The 20,811-nt window shown below is 65.5% G+C and carries 5 protein-coding genes; 3 read left to right on the top strand and 2 right to left on the bottom strand.

All coding sequences use genetic code 11. The annotated features are described in order from the left end of the window. Nucleotides 1-28 precede the first annotated feature (28 nt). The 3 genes from L6D89_RS17790 to lapD all read left to right on the top strand — a co-directional run bounded on the left by L6D89_RS17790 (nt 29) and on the right by lapD (nt 4,906). Nucleotides 29-2,002, top strand: a complete 1,974-nt coding sequence (locus L6D89_RS17790; RefSeq protein ID WP_236200672.1) for an alkyl/aryl-sulfatase — start codon at nt 29-31, stop codon at nt 2,000-2,002. Between the two features lie 189 nt (nt 2,003-2,191). Beyond that, complete coding sequence (lapG, locus tag L6D89_RS17785) at nt 2,192-2,872, top strand: cysteine protease LapG (protein ID WP_236200843.1); 681 nt, start codon at nt 2,192-2,194, stop codon at nt 2,870-2,872. A gap of 90 nt (nt 2,873-2,962) precedes the next feature. Continuing rightward, a complete protein-coding gene (gene lapD / locus L6D89_RS17780) occupies nt 2,963-4,906 on the top strand; it encodes a cyclic di-GMP receptor LapD (RefSeq protein WP_236200671.1) in 1,944 nt (647 codons plus the stop codon). Nucleotides 4,907-5,347: 441 nt separating this feature from the next. On the opposite strand, the gene L6D89_RS17775 is transcribed toward lapD, so the two are convergent. Together L6D89_RS17775 and L6D89_RS17770 are read right to left on the bottom strand one after the other, a co-directional pair. Continuing rightward, nucleotides 5,348-5,677, bottom strand: coding sequence for a hypothetical protein (locus L6D89_RS17775; protein WP_024767779.1), 330 nt, complete (start codon nt 5,675-5,677; stop codon nt 5,348-5,350). Nucleotides 5,678-5,790: 113 nt separating this feature from the next. Further along, nucleotides 5,791-20,631 (bottom strand): retention module-containing protein, encoded by a 14,841-nt coding sequence (locus L6D89_RS17770; protein ID WP_236200670.1) that lies wholly within the window; start codon nt 20,629-20,631, stop codon nt 5,791-5,793. Nucleotides 20,632-20,811: the final 180 nt, after the last annotated feature.

Genomic DNA, 20,811 nt, shown 5'->3' with positions numbered 1-20,811 from the left:
GCACAACTACAAATACCGGAGTCTTCCGATGTCTCGTCTTTCTGCTGCCGTCCTGCTGGCCGGTCTCTGCCCTGGCCTGCTGGTCGCCGCCGAGCAGCCCAAACCGCCGACCACCTTCACCGAAGCCGCCCAGGCGCAGGTGCGCCAGTCGTTGCCGATCAATGACCGTGCGGACTTCGACCGGGTGGAGAAGGGCCTGATCAAGCGCCCCGACAACCTGGTGATCAAGAACGACGACGGCAGCGTCGCCTGGCAGCTGGGCGCCTATGACTTCCTCAAGGCCACCCAGGACATTCCCAGCGTCAACCCCAGCCTGCTGCGCCAGGCCCAGCTGAACCTCAGCTACGGGCTGTTCAAGGTCACCGACGGCATCTACCAGGTGCGCGGCTACGACCTGGCCAACACCACCTTCATCGAAGGCAAGACCGGCTGGATCGTCATCGATACCCTGACCACCCCGGCGACCTCCAAGGCCGCCTACGCCCTGGTCAGCCAGGAGCTGGGGCAGAAACCGATCCGCGCGATCATCTACAGCCATGCCCATGTCGACCACTTCGGCGGCGTGAAGGGCCTGGTCAGCCAGGAACAGGTGGACAAGGGCGAGGTGCAGATCATCGCGCCCAAGGGCTTCATGGAGGCGGCGATCAAGGAAAACGTCATGGCCGGCAACGCCATGATCCGCCGCGCCACCTACCAGTACGGCACCGTGCTGCCCAAGGGCCCGCAGGGTCAGGTGGACATGGCCATCGGCAAGGGCGTGGCGCACGGCCCGCTGAGCATCATCGCGCCGACGAAACTGATCGATGGCGAGTTGCAGGACCTGGAAATCGACGGCGTGCCCTTCACCTTCCAGAACACCCCGGGCACCGAATCGCCGGCGGAAATGAACGTCTGGCTGCCGCAGCAGAAGGCGCTGCTGATGGCCGAGAACGTCACCGCCACCCTGCACAACCTCTATACCCTGCGCGGTGCCGAGACACGCGACCCGCTGGGCTGGAGCAAGTACATCAACGAGGCGCTGCACCGCTTCGGCGACAAGGCCGAGGTGATGTTCGCCGTGCACAACTGGCCGCGCTGGGGGCACGAGGACATCGTCCGCACGCTGGAGAAGCAGCGTGACATGTACGGCTACCTGAACGACCAGACGCTGCACCTGGCCAACAACGGGGTGACCATCAACCAGATCCACGAGCGCCTGAAGGTGCCGCCGGAGCTGGCCAACGAATGGTTCAACCGCGGCTACCACGGCAGCGTCAGCCACAACGTGCGTGCGGTGGTGAACAAGTACCTGGGCTACTACGACAGCAACCCGGCGACCCTCAACCCGCTGGCGCCGGAGGATTCGGCGAAGAAGTACGTCGAGTTCATGGGCGGTGCCGATCACCTGCTGCAGATGGCCAGGGCCTCGTTCGACAAGGGCGAGTACCGCTGGGTGGTGGAGGTGGTGAACAAGCTGGTCTTCGCCGACCCGAGCAACCAGGCCGCGCGCAACCTGCAGGCCGACGCCCTGGAGCAGCTCGGCTACCAGGCGGAGAACGCCGGCTGGCGCAACAGCTACCTGGTCGCCGCGCAGGAGCTGCGCAACGGCGTACCGCGTAACCTGCCATCACTGCGTGTGAGCAATCCCGATGCGCTGGCGGCCATGGATACCGGCCTGCTGTTCGACTACCTCGGCGTGCGGATGAATGCGCAGAAGGCCGAGGGCGAGGACTTCAGCATCAACCTGGTGCTGCCGGACAGGAACGAGCAATACCTGCTGGAGCTGAAGAACTCGCACCTGAACAACATCAAGGGCGTGCAGAGCGAAAACGCCGGGCAGACCGTGACCATCGACCGCGCCGACCTCAACCGGCTGATGCTCAAGGAGGTCTCGCCGGTGCGCCTGGTGTTCGAGGGCAAGCTCAAGAGCTCGGGCAACCCGCTGCTGCTGGCCAAGCTGTTCGGCCTGCTGGAGGACTTCGACTTCTGGTTCGACGTTGTGACCCCGCCTGAAAAGAGCTGAACGCGCTCCTCTCTCCGCCGAGGCTGGGATATCTCCAGGCCGCGTCATCCGGTGATGGCACAATGCAGTGATTGCATTGTGCCATTGTTTTTTTCGCGCCCAGTCTGCACCATGCGACCCCTGCGCCTGCAGCTGGTTGCCGGCGTTCGCAGTCGGGTAGTCGCGATCGTGTTCAGCCGTTGTTCGAGGATGTTGCGCCGTTGCTGGCCAGGGTCGTTGGCCCTGGTGCTGGCCGCATCGTTCGTGCTGGCGGGGGCACAGCAGGTCGAGTGGGACTTCAAGCTGATCAGCGCGCAGTCCGCGCGCCTCTACGGCCCGCTGGGCGATGGCCAGGTGCGTATCGATGCCTGGCAGAAAATGCTCGCGGAGCAATCCACCGCTGCAGAACGTGACCAGCTGCAGGCGGTCAATCGCTTCTTCAACGACCAGCTGCGCTTCACCGATGACCTCAGCCTCTGGCACGAAGTGGATTACTGGGCCACGCCGGTGGAGGCCTTGTTCAAAGGGGCCGGCGATTGCGAGGACTTCGCCATCGCCAAGTACATCAGCCTGCGACATCTCGGCGTGCCGGCGCAGAAGCTGCGCATTACCTACGTCAAGGCATTGCGTTTGAACCAGGCGCATATGGTGCTGACTTACTACCCGAGGCCTGATGCCGTGCCGCTGGTGCTGGACAACCTGATCGGCAGCATCCTCCCGGCCAGCCAGCGCAGCGACCTGCAGCCGGTGTACGCGTTCAACGGCGAGGGCCTGTGGCTCGCCGGCAGCGGCGCGGGTGGCGGCAAGCAGGTGGGCGACAGCAAGCGGTTGTCGCGCTGGCAGGACCTGTTGAAGAAGATGAAGGCCGAGGGCTTCCCTTCGAATGAATAGCTTTTGCATGAGTCGCCCCTGAACGAATCACCATAGAACGCCTAGCTGCACCGACACGAATAGCTCCCGCGGGAGGAGCCTGGAGACACGATGTCCCTGTTCAAACAGTTGTTGATCGCCATCTGCCTGTTCCTGGTGGTCGCCTTCAGCGGTAGCTTCATGGTTGGCCTGGAAAGCTCGCGCGAGCAGTACGGCAACCAGCTGCGCTCACACGCCCAGGATGCGGCCACTGCGCTGGGCCTGTCGCTGACACCGAATATCGACGACCCGGCAATGGTCGAGCTGATGGTCAGCTCGATCTTCGACAGCGGCTACTTCGAGAGCATCCGGGTGATCGACCTGGCCACCGGCAAGGTGATGGTGGAGCGCACCGGGGTACCCGACGCGGTGGCGGCCAAGGTGCCGCAGTGGTTCATTGCGCTGATCGACCTGCATTCGGCCGGCGGTGACGCCATCGTCAGCCGCGGCTGGACCCAGGCCGCACGGGTCGAGGTGCTCAGCCACCCGATGTTCGCCATCGCCAAGCTCTGGCAGAGCGCCCTCGGCAGCCTGCTCTGGCTGCTGCTGTGCGGCATCGCCAGTGCCGTGCTCGGCGCCATCCTGCTGCGCCGCCAGCTCAAGCCGCTGGACTACATGGTGGAACAATCCCACGCCATCGCCCGCCGCGAGTTCCTCAGCCTGCCGGAACTGCCGCGCACCCCCGAGCTGCGCCGTGTGGTACAGGCGATGAACCAGATGGTGGAGAAGCTCAAGGCGCTGTTCCAGGAGCAGGCCCAGCGTAGCGAACGCCTGCGCGACGAGGCCTATCAGGACAGCCTGACCGGGCTGGGCAACCGGCGCTTCTTCGACATGCAGCTGAACAACCGGCTGAGCGCCGAGGACCAGGTCAGTAGCGGTGTGCTGCTGGTGCTGCGGGTCAACGACCTCGCCGGATTGAACCAGCGTCTGGGCGGCCAGCGTGTCGACCAGTTGCTCAAGGCCGTGGCCGACCAGTTGCGCCTGGCCGGACAAGGGCTGGGCGCGGGCCTGACCCTGGCACGCAGCCGTGGCGGCGAGTTCGTCATGCTGGCGCCGGGGCTGATGCCCGAGGACGCGCCGGCCCTGGCGATGCGCCTGGAAGGCATGCTTGGTGCGCTGGCCAGCACCGGCGCCAGTGATGTGAGCCCGGTTGCCTGCCTGGGGCTGGTGCCCTTCGTTTCCGGCGAATCGGCGCAGGCACTGTTGCAGCGTGCGGACGAGGCGCTGGTGCAGGCCGAACGGCAGAACGACAGTTGCTGGGCCTTCCTCCAGGGCGGCGCCAAGCCGGTCGCCGAGGAGCGCCACAGTTGGCACCAGTTGCTGGACGAGGCGCTGGTGCACAAGCGCTTCCAGTTGCACTTCCAGGCGGTGGTGGCCTGTGCCGACCCGCAGGTGGTGCTGCATTACAAGGTGCTCTCGCGCCTGCCGGACGGGCAGGGCGGCAGCATCGCCGCCGGGCGCTTCCTGCCCTGGCTGGACCGCTTCGGCTGGACCGCGCGGCTGGACCTGCTGATGCTCGAAAGCGTGCTGGCCGACATGGCCAAACATAACCGTCCGCTGGCGCTGAACCTGTCGGCCGCATTGCTGCGTGACGAGTGGGCGACCACCCGCGTGTTCGACCTGCTGAAGCAGCATCCGCAATTCGCCGGGCGCCTGACCCTGGAGCTGGAAGAAGACCAGCTTCCGGCGCAGCCGGTGCTCGAGGCGCTGACCCGTCGCCTTGGCGAGCTGGGCTATCGCCTGAGCCTGCAGCACTTCGGCGGGCGCTTCAGCATGATCGGCAACCTGGCTCGTCTGGGCCTGGCTTATCTCAAGGTGGACGGCAGCCACATCCGCCATATCGATCAGGAGAACGACAAGCGCCTGTTCATCGAGGCCATGCAGCGCGCCGCGCACAGCATCGACCTGCCGCTGATCGCCGAGCGCGTGGAGACGGCCGGGGAATTCCGGGTGTTGAAAGAGATGGGGATTCAGGGCGTGCAGGGGCAGCTGTTTGGTGGGCCGGCGCCCTGGTGATCGACGCCGGGGCGGGGCGCTTTTCGTAGGAGCGGACTTTGTCCGCGATGTTGTTGCCCGAGCTTCGTTGTTCCTTCGCCGCTTCGGCGTACGCGCGAGATTCTTGTTTCGCCCCCTCGGGCGAGTCACTTCTTCCAGACGCCGAAGAAGTAACCAAGAAGGCTTGCCCCTCCATCCGGTTTTTCGCTTAGGCGAAAAATACCCTCGTTGAACCGAAGTTTCAGAGGCACACCACGACGGGCCATCCCTGGCCCATCGTGGCTCTCACGACATCCATGTCGCTCAACCCCTGAAACTCCGCTTCAACGAGGCCTCCTGAAAGGGGCCGTCCGGAGTGCGCGGGCGTTTCTCTGGAAGTCTTCAGAGCCAAAGCCAAAGCCAAAGCCAAAGCTGATGCGGAGCTGCTTTCTGTAGGAGCCGTCGCGGAAAAGAAAACGGGGCTCAGATCAGCCCCGTTTCCTCGTCGTCGTTGATCAGCCGGGTCAGCCCGCCGAGGGCTTCCCGTGCCTGGGTCCGGTTGAGCAGTTTTGAGCGCGCCGCCGGCGGCAGGTCGGTAATGCGGATCACGCCCTTGGTGATCAGCACCGAGATCAGGTCCTCCAGTACCCGGATCATGTCCAGGTCGCTCTGCTTGAGCTGCAGCAGGCTGCTCTCGGCCGCCCAGGCCTGGATATCCGGATGGTCCGCCGGCAGCGTGCCGGTGGCGCCTTCGAATTCGGCGTCCTCGACGCGCGCCACTTTTCCCTCGGCGTTGCGCTGGATGTACAGCATCGACCCGTCCCCATGTATGAAGTGAAGGAGCGAAGGCGGGGCCATCCCGAAGGATGGCCCCGCCTTCGCCATGTCAGAGCCTGACCGTTTGCCTGCCGTGCGGCAACTGCGGGTCAGTGATGCTCAGTCTTGACCACCGGATCGGAACCCGCCACCAGCTTGTTGACGATCTCGGTGGAGGTCGAGCCGTAGGCGGAGAGGTCGACCCCGCTCAGCTTGATGGTGACGTCCGCGGCCCCGCCGTTGTTGATCTGCCCGGTGGTGCTCACCTGCAGGGTCGAGGTCGTGGTGTCCACCTTCAGGTAGCTGAGGATGTCGTTGTGCGCGGTCTCCGGCAGCAGGTCGCTGATATCGATACGGTCGCCTTCACCGGCCTTGAAGTCGGTGATGGTGTCGTTGCCGATATCCCCGGCGCGCCAGATGAAGGTGTCGGCACCCGCACCGCCGGTGAGGATGTCGTTGCCCTTGCCGCCGGTGAGCTGGTCGTCGCCGGTGCCGCCGATGAGGATGTCGTTGCCATTCTCGCCGAACAGGAAGTCGTTGCCGCCCTGTCCGTAGAGGATGTCGTTGCCATCGCCACCGTAGAGGCTGTCGCTGCCGCCACGGGTATCGCCATCGACGTTGAACAGCGTGTGGTTGTTCTTGATGTAGTCGTACATCTCGTCGCTGGTCGCCGCGTGGCCGTTCTTCAGCTCGAGGAACGCCGACAGCGCGCTGACGCCGGAGCCTGCCGGCATGTCGGCCGGTTTCGCCGGGTTGCCGTTGACGCCCCACGGCAGGTTGTCGGTGTTGATGGTGTCCCCGAAGATGATGTCGTCGCCGGCACCACCGTGGATGGTGTCGTTGCCTGACGGCGCCAGCTCGGTGCTGGTGGAGCCGCCATGCAGCGCGGCGCTGAGGTCGCTGGCCTGCTTGACGATATCCACCTGCCCGGTGGGGGCCTGGGTGGTGGTGATCTGCTTGAGGTTGTCGAGGGTGACGGTGGCGGTGCCGGCAGTGGTGTTGTCGGTCAGCACGTAGTCGATGCGATAGGTGCCTTCGCCGACCGCCTTGTCGGTGCTGTAGGTGGTGTTGCTCGACGACGAGGTCAGCGTGTGCGTTTCGACCGTCGACCAGGCGCCGTTGACGAGCTGCTTCAGCGTCCAGGTGAAGGTGTCGCCGCCGCGCATGCTTTCGCTGAAGTCGAAGCTGAAGGTCGAGGTGCTGTTCTTGCCGACGGTCAGGTCCGAGGTGATGGCGGTGGTGGAGCCGCTGGCACTGGTGTCGGTCATGGACAGCTTGTTGCCGGAGATGCCGACCGAGCCGGTGGAGCTCTTGGTCAGCGTCCAGCCCGGCAGGGCGCTGTTGTTGTCGAAGGTGAACAGCGTGGAGTTGGTGGTGTAGGACACCGTGCCGACGCCGGTGACGTTGGTGTTGTCGAAGTACTTGAGCGTGCTCTCGTTGACATTGGTGCCGATGCCGATGGCGCGGACTTCGCTGAGCGCCGAGAGGCTGGCGAAGGCCTGCGTGGTGTTCTGCATCAGCGTGCCGCTGCCGCTGGACTCGGTCGGGTCACCGTCGGTGAGGAACAGGGTGACGTTCTCGTAGCCGTTCTTCTGGGTATTGAACCAGCTGACCGCCTGGCCGAACGCTTCCTGGTAGTCGGTGCCGCCGGTGGCCTGCAGCCCCTGGGACTGGGATTGGCCGATGGCGTTGAGCAACTGATTGATGTTGGCATCGGACAGGTCGCTGATGCTGACCTTCAGGCTCGCGCTGCTCTGGAATCCGATCAGCGAGATGTTGATGACCCCGTCGTGGCCCTTGAGCTCGTTGGCCAGGTTGATCAGCGCGTCCTTGACCAGCTTCATCCGCGAGTCGGCGTAGGCCGCGCCGGACTGGCCGGCGAGGTTGTAGGCCATGCTGCCGGAGGTGTCGACCACCAGGGCGATGTTGTAGTTGGTACCGCCCTGGGTGAGCGTCTTGATGCCGCCGACGTCGCCGAGAATCACGTCGTCGCCCGAGCCACCGGTCAGGGTGTTGTCGCCGTTGGGCGTGGTGCTCGGAATCTGCACCTGGCCGACGTGGATGTCGAAGCCATAGGTGCCCGAAGTATCGACGCCACCGTTGGCCACGCCACCGCTGTCCTGCACCGCGAACTCGAAGTGCGCGTTGCTGCCCGAGCTGTCCGGTACGTAGGTCAGCTTGCCGGCGGCAATGTCACTGGCGCTGACTGCCTTGCCGGCGCTGATGGCCTGGCCGTTGAGCAGCAGGCTGCCGGTGGTCGGCAGGGCCTTGATGAGGATGTTCTGCAGGTTGTGGTTCTGCCCGTTGGCGGAATCCGCGGTATCGCTGAAGGCGAAGTCCTTGAGGGCGAAGGTGTAGGTCTTGCCGGCGTAGACGCTGGCGGAACCGTCCGCCGACAGCGGCGCATCGTTCACCGGGGTGACGTTGAAGGTCAGGGCGCTGGACGAGCTGGAGAAGCCGTCGTGGCTGTCCTGTACCGAGAACTTCAGGGTCGCGTAGGCGCTGCCCGCGGCGTTGGCCACCGGGGTGTAGACCAGGCTGGCGAGCAGGCTGACGGCGATCACCTGGCCGGCGGTCACCGACTGGCCGTTGAGGGTCAGGCTGCCGGCGGTGGGCAGGTTGTCGATGCGGATTGCCTTGAGCGCATCGCCGGCATCCTTGTCGCTGAAGCCGAAGTCGCTGGCGCTGAAGCTGCGCTTGCCGTCCTCGTTGAGGGTCAGGGTGCTGTCGGTGGCGGTGGGCAGGTCGTTGCTGCCGGTCACGGTGATGGTCACAGTGGCCGGAGCGCTGACCGCGCCCTGGGCGTCCTTCGCGGTGTAGGTGAAGGCCACCTGGCGCGATTCGCCGACATTCAGCGAATCGAAGTCGGTGCCCGGGTTGAACACATAGCTGCCGTTGGCGTTGAAGGTGAGGGTGCCGTTGCCGGCGCCCACCCCTTGTACCAGGGCGTAACCATTGAGGTTGATCGCACTGTCGATGTCGGTGGCAGCCGGTACCTGGCCGTTGAGTGTGTTGTTCTCGCCGGTGGTCTGCAGGTCGTTCTTGGCTTCCGGTGCATCGTTCACCGCATTGACACCCACGGTGACGGTGGCGGTGCTGATGGCGCCGTGGCCGTCGCTGATGGTGTAGGTGAAGCTGCCGGCGCCGTTGAAGTCCTTGGCCGGGGTGAAGACGACGTTGCCGCCCTCGAGTTTCACGCTGCCATTGACGGCGCCCTGGACGCTGATGATCGAGAGCTTGTCGCCGTCCACGTCGCTGTCGTTGCCTAGCAGGGTCTGCGGGGCGATGGTCAGCGGGGTGTCCTCGTTGGTCACCAGCTCGCCCACGGCGTGGGTCAGCGCGGTGCCGCCGACGGTGGTGTAGGTGCCGCCCTGCGGACGCATTTCCACCTGCAGCTGGGCCTGGCCGCCCTGATCCCAGTAGACGATCTCGATGCTGTGGTTGCCGCTCTGGGCGATGTTGAACACCGCCGACTCGCGACCGGTCGGGCTCTGGATGGCGTCGTACTTGAACACCTCCACGCCGTCGATCTTGATGCTGAAGCCGTCGTCGGCGTTGACCCGCAGCTGGTAGTTGCCGGCGTTGAGGCTGATCGCGCCGGTGAGCTGGATGATCGCATCGGAGGTGTTCGCCGGGTCGGTGTTCAGCGAACCGGCATCATTGCCGAGGAACTTCTGCAGGTTGCCGTCACCGCCCAGGTCACCGCCGCTGAGGTTGTAGTTCAGCGTGGTGGAGGTGAAGGTGGCGCTCGGGTTGTGCCCGGCCATGAAGGTGGTCACCTGGCTCAGGGTGGTCAGGTTGGCGCCGTCCGGGCCTTCGTTGTAGCCCCAGTAGCTGCCCTTCAGACCGCTGACGGTGAAGTTGTCGTTCACCGCCACCGGTGCATCGTTCACCGGGGTGACGTTGAAGGTGATCTTGTTCGGCGTGGTATCGAACGCGCCGTTGCTGTCCTTCACCGAGAAGGTGAAGTTGGCGTAGTTGTCGCCATTGCCGTTGGCCGCCGGGGTGAAGACCAGCTTGCCGAGGTCGGCTGCGTTGATCACCTGGCCGGCGCTCACCGCGCTGCCGTTGAACTTCAGCGTGCCATTGGTGGGCAGGCTGTCGATGCGCACGGCGCTGAGGGCGTCGTTGTGGTCGACATCGCGGAAGCCGAAGTCGCCGGCAGCGAAGGCGCGGCTGCCACCCTCGTCGAGAACGATGGTCTTGTCGGCGCCTTCGGGAGCGTCGTTCGCACCGTTGACGGTAATGGTCACGGTGGCCGGAGCGCTGACCGCACCCTCGGCGTCCTTCGCCGTGTAGGTGAAGGACACCTGGCGGCTTTCGCCCGGAGCGAGGCTGTCGAAGTCAGTGCCCGGATTGAACACGTAGCTGCCGTTGGCATTGAAGGTGAGGGTACCGTTGCCGGCGCCGACGTCCTTCACCAGGGCGTAGCCGTTGGGGTTGATCGCGCTGTCGATGTCGCTGGCGACCGGCACGGATTTCGATAGCGTGGCGTTCTCGCCGGTGGACTGCAGGTCGTTCTTGGCTTCCGGCGCATCGTTCACCGCTGCGATGCCGACCGTGACCAGTTGCTCGACGCTGCCGCCATGGCCATCGCTGACCACCACGGTAAAGCTGTCGCTGCCGTTGTAGTTGGCGGCGGGGGTGTAGGTGTAGTGGCCGTCGCTGCCGAAGGTCACCGTGCCGTTGGCCGGGCCGCTGCCGTTCTTCACGGCATAGGTGAGGCTGTCGCCGTCCACGTCGCTGGCGTGGATCTGCCCGGAAACCGGGGTGTCCTCGTCGGTGCTCAGGTTCTGTGCACCGCTGACGGTCGGCGCATCGTTCACCGGGTACACGGTGACGTTCAGGTCGGCGGTGCGGGTAGCGGCGTCACCGTTGCTGGACTCGGTCGCCGTGGCGCTGACTTCCAGCTTGATGGTGCCGTTGAAGTCGGCCGGCGGAGTGAGTGTCAGGGTGTCGAGGTTCCAGCCCTTGAGGTCGACGCTGTTGTGGGTGGCGTCGGCGGTGAAGCTGTTCTTGCCATCGCTGAGGGTGGCGCCGGCCGGGATCTTGCCGATGCTCACCGACAGGGTTTCCGAGCCGTCGGTGTCGACCAGCGCTGCCTTGATCTTCGACAGGTTGATCGCGGTGTCCTCGTTGCCCTCGTTGAGGCCGAAGACCTTGTAGTGGCTCTGGCCGGCGTCGCCGGTCAGGTCGGACAGGCGCTCGCCACTGCCGGTCAGTTCGCTGGTGTTGTGGTACACCAGCGCGTTGCCGCTGCCCAGTACCTGCGCGGCGCTGCCGTTGTCGGAGATGCTCAGGCTGTAGTTGCCCGGGCCGCTCTGGTTGTGCTGGTAGAGGGCGATCGGGTAGTAGCCGCTCTCGGTCGGGGTGAAGCTGCCGCTGAACTGGCCACTGGTGCCGCCAGTGCCGCCCCAGGTGGCCTGGGCGACGGTGCTGCCACCGATGACCAGGCGCACGCTGTCGTCACCCACTCCGCTGAAGGTGTAGGTGTGGCCGGCCTCGAGGAAGATCAGGCCGCTGACCTTGGTGGCGGTGCCGGCGGTGACGTCGGTGTTGCGCACCGTGTCGGTGGAGCCGTGGGTGGTCGGGGTGCCGGCGGCATCGATCTTCGCCTGCAGGTCGGCCGGCGCTGCGCCGTTGCCGCCACTGCCCAGGGCCAGGCCGGTCCAGGTGTCCACGGTCAGGCCGGTGGCTTTCGGGTGGCTGCTGCTGCCGTCCAGGCTCAGGTTCGGCTTGTCCGCCACCGCCTCGATGGTGACGGTGACGGTGGAGCTGGAAGTGCCGCCCTTGCCGTCGCTGATGCTGTAGGTGATGGTGTCGGAGCCGCTGAAGTTCTCCTTCGGCGTGTAGCTCAGGCTACCGTCCTGGTTGATCACCACGGTGCCGTTGCCGGCGCTGGCGCCGGTGACGATCAGGGCGTCGTGTTCGGCATCGGTGTCGTTGCCCAGCACGTCGATGCGGATCGCCGTGTCTTCGTTGGTGTGCGCGGTGTCCGGCACGGCAACCGGGGCGTCGTTGGTCCCGGTGACGGTGATGGTGATGGTCTGCGGGTCACTCAGCGCGCCGTTGTTGTCCTTCGCCTGGTAGGTGAAGGTGACGTTCTCGCTCTGCCCGGCGGCCAGGTGATCGAAGGCGGTACCCGGGGTGAAGGTATAGCTGCCGTTGGCGTTGAAGGTCAGCGAGCCTTTGCCCTGTGCCACGTCGGTGGCCAGCTGATAACCCGCGATGGTGCCGTCGACGTCGGTGGCAACCGGGACCTGGCCGTGGAGAACGGTGTTCTCTTCGGTGGTCTGGCTGTCGGCGTAGGCGACCGGCTTGTCGTTGGTCCCGGTGACGGTGATGGTGATGGTCTGCGGATCGCTCAGTGCGCCGTTGTTGTCCTTCGCCTGGTAGGTGAAGGTGACGTTCTCGCTCTGGCCCTGGGCCAGGTGGTCGAAGGCGCTACCCGGGTTGAAGCTGTAGCTGCCGTTGGTGTTGAAGGTCAGCGTGCCCTTGCCGGCGGCAACATTGGTCGCCAACTGGTAGCCGGTGATGCTGCCGTCGATATCGGTCGCGGTCGGTACGCGGCCATTGAGGACGGCGTTTTCGTCGGTGGTGGCGGTATCGCTGAAGGCGACCGGCTTGTCGTTGGTGCCGATGATGTTCACGGTCACGGTGGCGCTGGTGCCATCGGCAGACTTCACGGTGAAGGTATCGGTCAGGGTCTGGCCCTGCTTCAGCTCGTTGTAGGCGCTGCTGGCGACGTAGGTCCAGTTGCCGTCGCTGCCGAGGTTGAAGGTGCCGTACTTGCCGGCGACGTTGCTCTGGGTCTGGAAGGTGGCCGGGCTGTCGACATCGCTGACAGTCAGCTTGCCGCCGGTGCTGATCGGCGTGTTGGTTTCGCTGACGCTGACGACGTTCATGCCGCCGATGACCGCGGGATCATTGCTGCCGGTCACGGTGATGGTGATGGTCTGCGGGCCGCTCACCGCACCGTTGTTGTCCTTCGCCTGGTAGGTGAAGGTGACGTCTTCGCTCTGGCCGGCGGCCAGGTGGTCGAAGGCCGTGCCCGGGTTGAAGGTGTAGCTGCCGTTCTCGTTGAAGGTCAGGCTGCCCTTGCCCTGGGCGATGGTGTTGACCACCTCGTAGCGGACGATGGTGCCGTCGACATCGGTGGCGACCGGCACCTGGCCGTGGAGAACGGTGTTCTCTTCGGTGGTCTGGGTATCGGCGAAGGCCACCGGCTTGTCGTTGGTGCCGTTGATGGTCACGGTGACGCTGGCGGCGGTGCCGTCGGCGGCCTTCACGGTGAAGGTTTCGGTGAGCTTGTCGCCGATCTTCAGTTCGTTGAAGGCGGAGTTGGCGACGAAGCTCCAGGTGCCATCGGCGGCCAGGCTGAAGGTGCCATAGCTGCCGACGGTGCCGGCCTGGGGCTGGAAGCTGGCCGGGCCGTCGACATCGGTGACCTCGAGCTTGCCGGCAATGGTGACCGGCGCATCGGTTTCGTTGGCGCTGCCGCTGGTCTGCCCGCCAATGATGGCCGCGTCGTTGCTGCCGGTGACGGTGATGGTGACGGTCTGCGGGTCGCTCAGCGCGCCGTTGTTGTCCTTCGCCTGGTAGGTGAAGCTGACGTTTTCACTCTGCCCGGCAGCCAGATGATCGAAGGCGGTACCCGGGGTGAAGGTGTAGCTGCCGTTGCTGCTGAAGACCAGGTTGCCCTTGCCCTGGCCAATGCCGCTGGCCAACTGGTAGCTGGCGATAGTGCCGTCGATGTCGGTGGCGATCGGGACCTGGCCATGGAGAACGGTGTTCTCCTCGGTGGTCTGGGTATCGGCGTAGGCCACCGGCTTGTCGTTGGTGCCGTTGATGGTCACGGTGACGCTGGCAGTGGTGCCGTCGGCGGCCTTCACGGTGAAGGTGTCGGTGAGTTGATCGCCGACCTTCAGTTCGTTGAAGGCGGAGTTGGCGATGTAGCTCCAGGTGCCATCGGTGCCGAGGCTGAAGGTGCCGTGCAGGCCGGCGACATTGCTTTGCGCCTGGAAGCTGGCCGGGCCGTCGACGTCGCTGACCTCGAGCTTGCCGCCGAGAGTGAGCGGGGCGTCGGTTTCGTTGACGCTGGCGCTGGTCTGGCCGCTGATCACCGCCGCGTCATTGGTGCCGGTGACGGTGATGGTGATGGTCTGCGGATCGCTCAGCGCACCGTTGTTGTCCTTCGCCTGGTAGGTGAAGGTGACGTCTTCGCTCTGGCCGGCGGCCAGGTGGTCGAAGGCCGTGCCCGGGGTGAAGGTGTAGCTGCCGTCGCTGTTGAAGACGAGGGTGCCCTTGCCCTGGGCGACATCGGTAGCCAACTGGTAGCCGGCGATAGTGCCGTCGACGTCGGTGGCGATCGGAACCTGGCCATGGAGAACGCTGTTCTCTTCGGTGGTCTGGCTGTCGGCGTAGGCGACCGGCTTGTCGTTGGTGCCGGTGACGGTGATGGTGATGGTCTGCGGGTCACTCAGCGCGCCGTTGTTGTCCTTCGCCTGGTAGGTGAAGGTGACGTCTTCGTTTTGCCCGGCGGCCAGGTGATCGAAAGCCGTACCCGGATTGAAGGTGTAGCTGCCGTTGGCGTTGAAGGTCAGCGAGCCCTTGCCCTGGGCAACATCGGTAGCCAATTGGTAGCTGACAACGTTGCCGTCGATGTCGGTAGCGGCCGGAACCTGGCCGTTGAGCACGGTGTTCTCGTCGGTGCTGGCGACGTCAGCCGAAGCCACCGGGGCATCGTTGGTGCCGTTGATGGTGACGGTCACGGTGCTGCTGGTGCCGTCGGCAGCCTTCACGGTGAAGGTGTCGGTGAGCTTGTCGTCGACATTCAACTCGTTGTAGGCGCTGTTCGCGATGTAGCTCCAGGTGCCATCGGTGCCAAGGCTGAAGGTGCCGTGCAGGCCGGCGACATTGCTTTGCGCCTGGAAGCTGGCCGGGCCGTCGACGTCGCTGACCTCGAGCTTGCCGCCGAGAGTGAGCGGAGCATCGGTTTCGTTGGCGCTGGCGCTGGTCTGGCCGCTGATCACCGCCGCGTCATTGGTGCCGGTGATGGTGATGGTGATGGTCTGCGGGTCGCTCAGCGCGCCGTTGTTGTCCTTCGCCTGATAGGTGAAGGTGACGTCTTCACTCTGGCCGGCGGCGAGGTGATCGAAGGCGGTACCCGGGGTGAAGGTGTAGCTGCCGTCGCTGTTGAAGACGAGGGTGCCCTTGCCCTGGGCGACATCGGTAGCCAACTGGTAGCCGGCGATGGTGCCGTCGACGTCGGTGGCGACCGGAACCTGGCCATCGAGAACGCTGTTTTCCTCGGTGGTCTGGCTGTCGGCGTAGGCCACCGGTTTGTCGTTGGTGCCGGTGACGGTGATGGTGATGGTCTGCGGGTCGCTCAGCGCGCCGTTGTTGTCCTTCGCCTGGTAAGTGAAGGTGACGTCTTCGCTCTGGCCGGCGGCGAGGTGATCGAAAGCCGTACCCGGGGTGAAGGTGTAGCTGCCGTTGGCGTTGAAGGTCAGCGAACCTTTGCCCTGGGCAACATCGGTAGCCAATTGGTAGCCGACAACGTTGCCGTCGATGTCGGTAGCGGCCGGAACCTGGCCGTTGAGCACGGTGTTCTCTTCGGTGCTGGCGACGTCAGCCGAGGCCACCGGAGCATCGTTGGTGCCGTTGATGGTGACGGTCACGGTGCTGCTGGTGCCGTCGGCAGCCTTCACGGTGAAGGTGTCGGTGAGCTTGTCGTCGACACCCAGCTCGTTGTAGGCGCTGTTCGCGGTGTAGCTCCAGGTACCGTCGGTGCCGAGGTTGAACGTGCCGTGCAGGCCGGCGACGTTGCTCTGCGCCTGGAAGCTGGCCAGGCCGTCGACATCGCTGACGGTCAGTTGGCCGCCCGTGGTGATCGGTGCATCGGTCTCATTGACGCTCACGCTGGCTACGCCGCCGATCACGGCCGGGTCGTTGCTCCCGGTAACGGTGATGGTCAGGGTCTGGGTATCCGTGGCGCCATGTTCGTCGGTGACGATGTACTTGACCACGATGTCCTTGCTCTCGCCTTCGGCGAGGGACTGGTAGGCCGGGTTCTTGCCGTCGAAGGTCCAGCTGCCGTCGGTCTTCAGCACGAAGCCGGCCGGCGGGTTGCCGGAGACGCTGAAGCTCAGCTTGGCGCCGTCGTCCACGTCGGTGGCGGTGAGCTGGCCCTTGCTGACCTGGTCTTCCACGGCGGCAGCGGTCGCGGCGTCGGCGCGCGGGGCATCGTTGGTGCCGGTGACGGTGATCGCCAGGAAGCTCTGGGTGCTCGCGCCGTGCTCGTCGGTGACGGTGTAGGGCACGTTGATGATCTGCACCGCACCCGCCTTCAGGTGCTGGTAGGCGGCATCGCTGGCGTCGAAGCTCCACTTGCCGTCGCTGCCCAGGGTCAGGCCCGCCGGGGCGGCCTGGTTGAGGCTGAAGGTCAGCTTGGCGCCGTTGTCGACGTCGATGGCCTTGAGCTCGCCGCTGATCTGCGCGTCTTCGCGGACGAAGGTCAGCGAGGGCAGGGCGAGCGGCGTGTCGTTGGTGCCGGTGACGGTCAGGGTCAGGGTGTTGCTGCTGGTGGCGCCATGCTCGTCGGTGACGGTGTAGTCGATCGACAGGACCTTGGTCTCGCCGGCGGCGAGGCTCTGGTAGGCCGGGTTCAGGCCGTTGAAGGCCCAGGTGCCGTCCTTGAACAGGGTGAAGCCGGCCGGCGCCTTGTCGTTGAGGCTGAAGCTGAGCTTGGCGCCGTCGTCCACGTCGGTGGCGACCAGCTTGCCGAAGCTGAGCTTGTCTTCAGTGCCCGCTGCGTTGGCGGCCTGGGCCACCGGTGCGTCGTTGGTGCCGGTGATGGTGATGGTCAGGCTGCTGGAGCTGCTGGCGCCGTGTTCGTCGGTGACGGTGAACGGGATGCTGATGGTCTGGGTGGCACCGGCTTTCAGGTGCTGGTACTCGCTGACGCTGGCATCGAAGCTCCACTTGCCGTCGGCATCGACGCTGAAGCCGGCGGGTGCGGTCTTGTCCAGGGCATAGCTGAGCTTGGCGCCGTTGTCGGCGTCGGTGGCGGCGAGCTGGCCGCTGATCTGCGCATCTTCCTTCACGGCGCCAGTGGTGGCGCTGGCCACCGGTGCATCGTTGGTGCCGGTGACGGTGATGGTGATGGTCTGCGGGTCGCTCAGCGCGCCATTGTTGTCCTTCGCCTGGTAGGTGAAGGTGACGTCACGGGATTCGCCATCGGCCAGGCTGTCGAAGTCCTTGCCGGGGTTGAAGCTGTAGCTGCCATCCGGGTTGAAGGTCAGGCTGCCGTTGTGGGTGCCGACGTCGGTGGTCAGTTGGTAGCCGGCAATGGTGCCGTCCACGTCGGTGGCGGCCGGGACCTGGCCCTGGAGAACGCTGTTCTCCTCGGTGGTGGCGGTATCGGCGTAGGCAATCGGGGCGTCGTTGGTGCCGGTGACGGTAAGCGTCAGGGTCTGGGTATCGGTCGCACCGTGTTCGTCGGTGACGATGTACTTGACCACGATGTCCTTGCTCTCGCCTTCGGCGAGGGACTGGTAGGCCGGGTTCTTGCCGTCGAAGGTCCAGCTGCCGTCGGTCTTCAGGGTGAAGCCGGCCGGCGGGTTGCCGGAGACGCTGAAGCTCAGCTTGGCGCCGTCGTCCACGTCGGTGGCGGTGAGCTGGCCCTTGCTGACCTGGTCTTCCACTGCCGCAGCAGTGGCGGCATCCGCGCGCGGGGCATCGTTGGTGCCGGTGACGGTGATCGCCAGGAAGCTCTGGGTGCTCGCGCCGTGCTCGTCGGTGACGGTGTAGGGCACGTTGATGATCTGCACCGCACCCGCCTTCAGGTGCTGGTAGGCGGCATCGCTGGCGTCGAAGCTCCACTTGCCGTCGCTGCCCAGGGTCAGGCCCGCCGGGGCGGCCTGGTTGAGGCTGAAGGTCAGCTTGGCGCCGTTGTCGACGTCGATGGCCTTGAGCTCGCCGCTGATCTGCGCGTCTTCGCGGACGAAGGTCAGCGAGGGCAGGGCGAGCGGCGTGTCGTTGGTGCCGGTGACGGTCAGGGTCAGGGTGTTGCTGCTGGTGGCGCCGTGTTCGTCGGTGACGGTGTAGTCGATCGACAGGACCTTGGTCTCGCCAGCGGCAAGGCTCTGGTAGGCCGGGCTCAGGCCGTTGAAGGCCCAGGTGCCGTCCTTGAACAGGGTGAAGCCGGCCGGCGCCTTGTCGTTGAGGCTGAAGCTGAGCTTGGCGCCGTCGTCCACGTCGGTGGCGACCAGCTTGCCGAAGCTGAGCTTGTCTTCAGTGCCCGCTGCGCTGGCGGCCTGGGCCACCGGTGCGTCGTTGGTGCCGGTGATGGTGATGGTCAGGCTGCTGGAGCTGCTGGCGCCGTGTTCGTCGGTGACGGTGAACGGGATGCTGATGGTCTGGGTGGCACCGGCTTTCAGGTGCTGGTACTCGCTGACGCTGGCATCGAAGCTCCACTTGCCGTCGGCATCGACGCTGAAGCCGGCGGGTGCGGTCTTGTCCAGGGCATAGCTGAGCTTGGCGCCGTTGTCGGCGTCGGTGGCGGCGAGCTGGCCGCTGATCTGTGCATCTTCCTTCACCGCGCCAGTGGTGGCGCTGGCCACCGGTGCATCGTTGGTGCCGTTGATGGTCACGGTCACGCTGCTGCTGGTGCCGTCGGCGGCCTTCACGGTGAAGGTGTCGGTGAGCTTGTCGCCGACATTCAGCTCGTTGTAGGCGCTGTTGGCGGTGTAGGTCCAGGTGCCGTCGGTGCCGAGGTTGAAGGTGCCGTGCAGGCCAGCGACGTTGCTCTGCGCCTGGAAGCTGGCCGGGCTGTCGACGTCGCTGATGTCCAGCTTGCCGCCGAGGGTCAGCGGGGCGTCGGTTTCATCGGCGCTGACGCTGCTCTGCCCGCTGATCACCGCCGCGTCGTTGGTGCCGGTGACGGTGATGGTGATGGTCTGCGGGTCACTCAGCGCGCCGTTGTTGTCCTTGGCCTGGTAGGTGAAGGTGACGTCGCGGGTTTCGCCATCGGCCAGGCTGTCGAAGTCCTTGCCGGGGTTGAAGCTGTAGCTGCCGTCCGGATTGAAGGTCAGGCTGCCGTTGCCCTGGCCGACGCCAGTGGTCAGCTGGTAGCCGGTGACGCTGCCGTCCACGTCGCTGGCGGCCGGCACCTGGCCGTTGAGAACGGTGTTCTCCTCGGTGGTGGCGCTGCCCGGCTGGGCGACCGGGGCGTCGTTGGTGCCGGTGACGGTGATGGTGATGGTCTGCGGGTCACTCAGCGCACCGTTGTTGTCCTTCGCCTGGTAGGTGAAGGTCACGTCGCGGGTTTCGCCCTGGGCGAGGCTGTCGAAGTCCTTGCCGGGGTTGAAGCTGTAGCTGCCGTCCGGATTGAAGGTCAGGCTGCCGTTGCCCTGGCCGACGCCAGTGGTCAGCTGGTAGCCGCTGACGCTGCCGTCCACGTCGCTGGCGGCCGGCACCTGGCCATTGAGCACGGTGTTCTCTTCGGTGGTGGCTGCGCCCGGCAGGGCCACCGGCGCGTCGTTGGTGCCGGTCAGGGTCACGGTCAGCGTGGCGCTGCTGGTGGCGCCGTGCTCGTCGGTGACGGTGTAGGGCACCTGCACCACCTGGGTTTCGCCCTCGGCCAGGTGCTGGTAGGCCGGGTCCTTGCCATCGAAGGTCCAGCTGCCGTCCGGCTTCAGGGTGAAGCCCGCCGGCGGGTTGCCGTTGGTGGTGAAGGTCAGGGTGCTGCCGGTGTCGCGGTCGGTGGCCTGCAGTTGGCCGCCGATCACGCTGTCCTCGGTGACGCTGGCCTGGCCATCCTGGGCAACCGGCGTGTCGTTGGCGCCCTGCACGTTGATGGTGATGACGCGGGTGTCGGTAGCGCCGGACGGGTCGGTCACGGTGACGGTAAAGCTTTCGCTCGGGTTCTGCCCCAGGGGCAGGGCGTTCACCGCATTGGCGTCGACCACGTAGGTGTAGCTGCCATCGGCGTTGACGGTGAGTTCACCGTAGGCGCCCTTGGCGCTGCCGCTCCAGGTCAGGTTGGTGTCGTCGACGTCGGTGGCGGTCAGTTGGCCCTTGATGTCGGCGAAGCTGTCGTTGGCGGCGGTGTCGGTGACGGTGCTGGTATAGGTGCCAGTGGCCACCGGGGCGTCGTTTACCGGGGTGATGCCGACGTTGACCACGAGCGTGCTGGACGCGCCACGGGCGTCGGTGACGATCACGGTGAAGCTGTCGGCGCCGTTGTAGTCGCCGTTGGGGTTGTACTGCCAGGTGCCGTTGGGGTTGAGCACCAGCAGGCCGTTGGCCGGCGCCTGGCCGACGCTGTAGCTGATGGTGTCGCCGTTCGGATCGCGGGCGGCGAAGGTGCCCGTGAGCAGGGTGTCCTCGGCGGTGGTGAGGTTCAGCACACCGTTGCTGCCTTCGCCGAATTCGGGCGCGAGGTTGGGCGGCAGGTCGCCCTGGCGCTCGTCGCCGGCGGAGCCACCGTTGTCCAGGCCGGCGGTGGTGTAGCCGATGGTCGGGTCGACGTGCCCGGCGGTGGCATCGAGCACCACGAAGCTGTGACCGCCGCCAACGCCACCATTGCCGCCAGCTGCCGACGGAGCGGCAGTCGGGCCCGCTGCGGTGGGGGCGAGGGCCTGGGTCGGGTCGAGACCGGCGGCGATGGCCTTCTGCAGGTCCTCGGTGCTCGGCGCGTTGTTTGCCTGCACGGCTGCGTGGTGCGTCTCGGTCTGCGGCAGGTCGGCGCTGCTCCACTGGCTGTCGCGGCCCAGGTCAACCAGCTTGCCCTTGCCGACGTCGAGCGTCACCGCGCCGGAAGCGCCAGTGAGCAACTGCTCGCCCTGGTAGATGCGGTCACCTTCAACCAGGACGCGCTGGACGCCCTCGGGGGACACCGCAATCACTTGGCCGATGATGCTTTTTACGACGGCGACGACGCTGCTCATGCACTTCTCCTGGTGAGGCTTGCCTGGTTGCCGACCGGCCGCGTGCGAGGTCGGCTCAGGAGGCATTCCCTTGTCTGTAAGAGCAAAAAAGTTGGCGTCAAAATCATGGCTTATAGCGGATGGAAATTACGTATATGCCAATGTATTGACCATTCGATTGCCATCCTAAACAATTGGCAA

Origin of the sequence: Pseudomonas pseudonitroreducens, assembly GCF_021603645.1 — a bacterium.
Classification (GTDB): domain Bacteria; phylum Pseudomonadota; class Gammaproteobacteria; order Pseudomonadales; family Pseudomonadaceae; genus Pseudomonas; species Pseudomonas pseudonitroreducens.
Note: the sequence above shows the minus strand (reverse complement) of the source record. Positions and strands in the feature narration are given on the sequence as shown.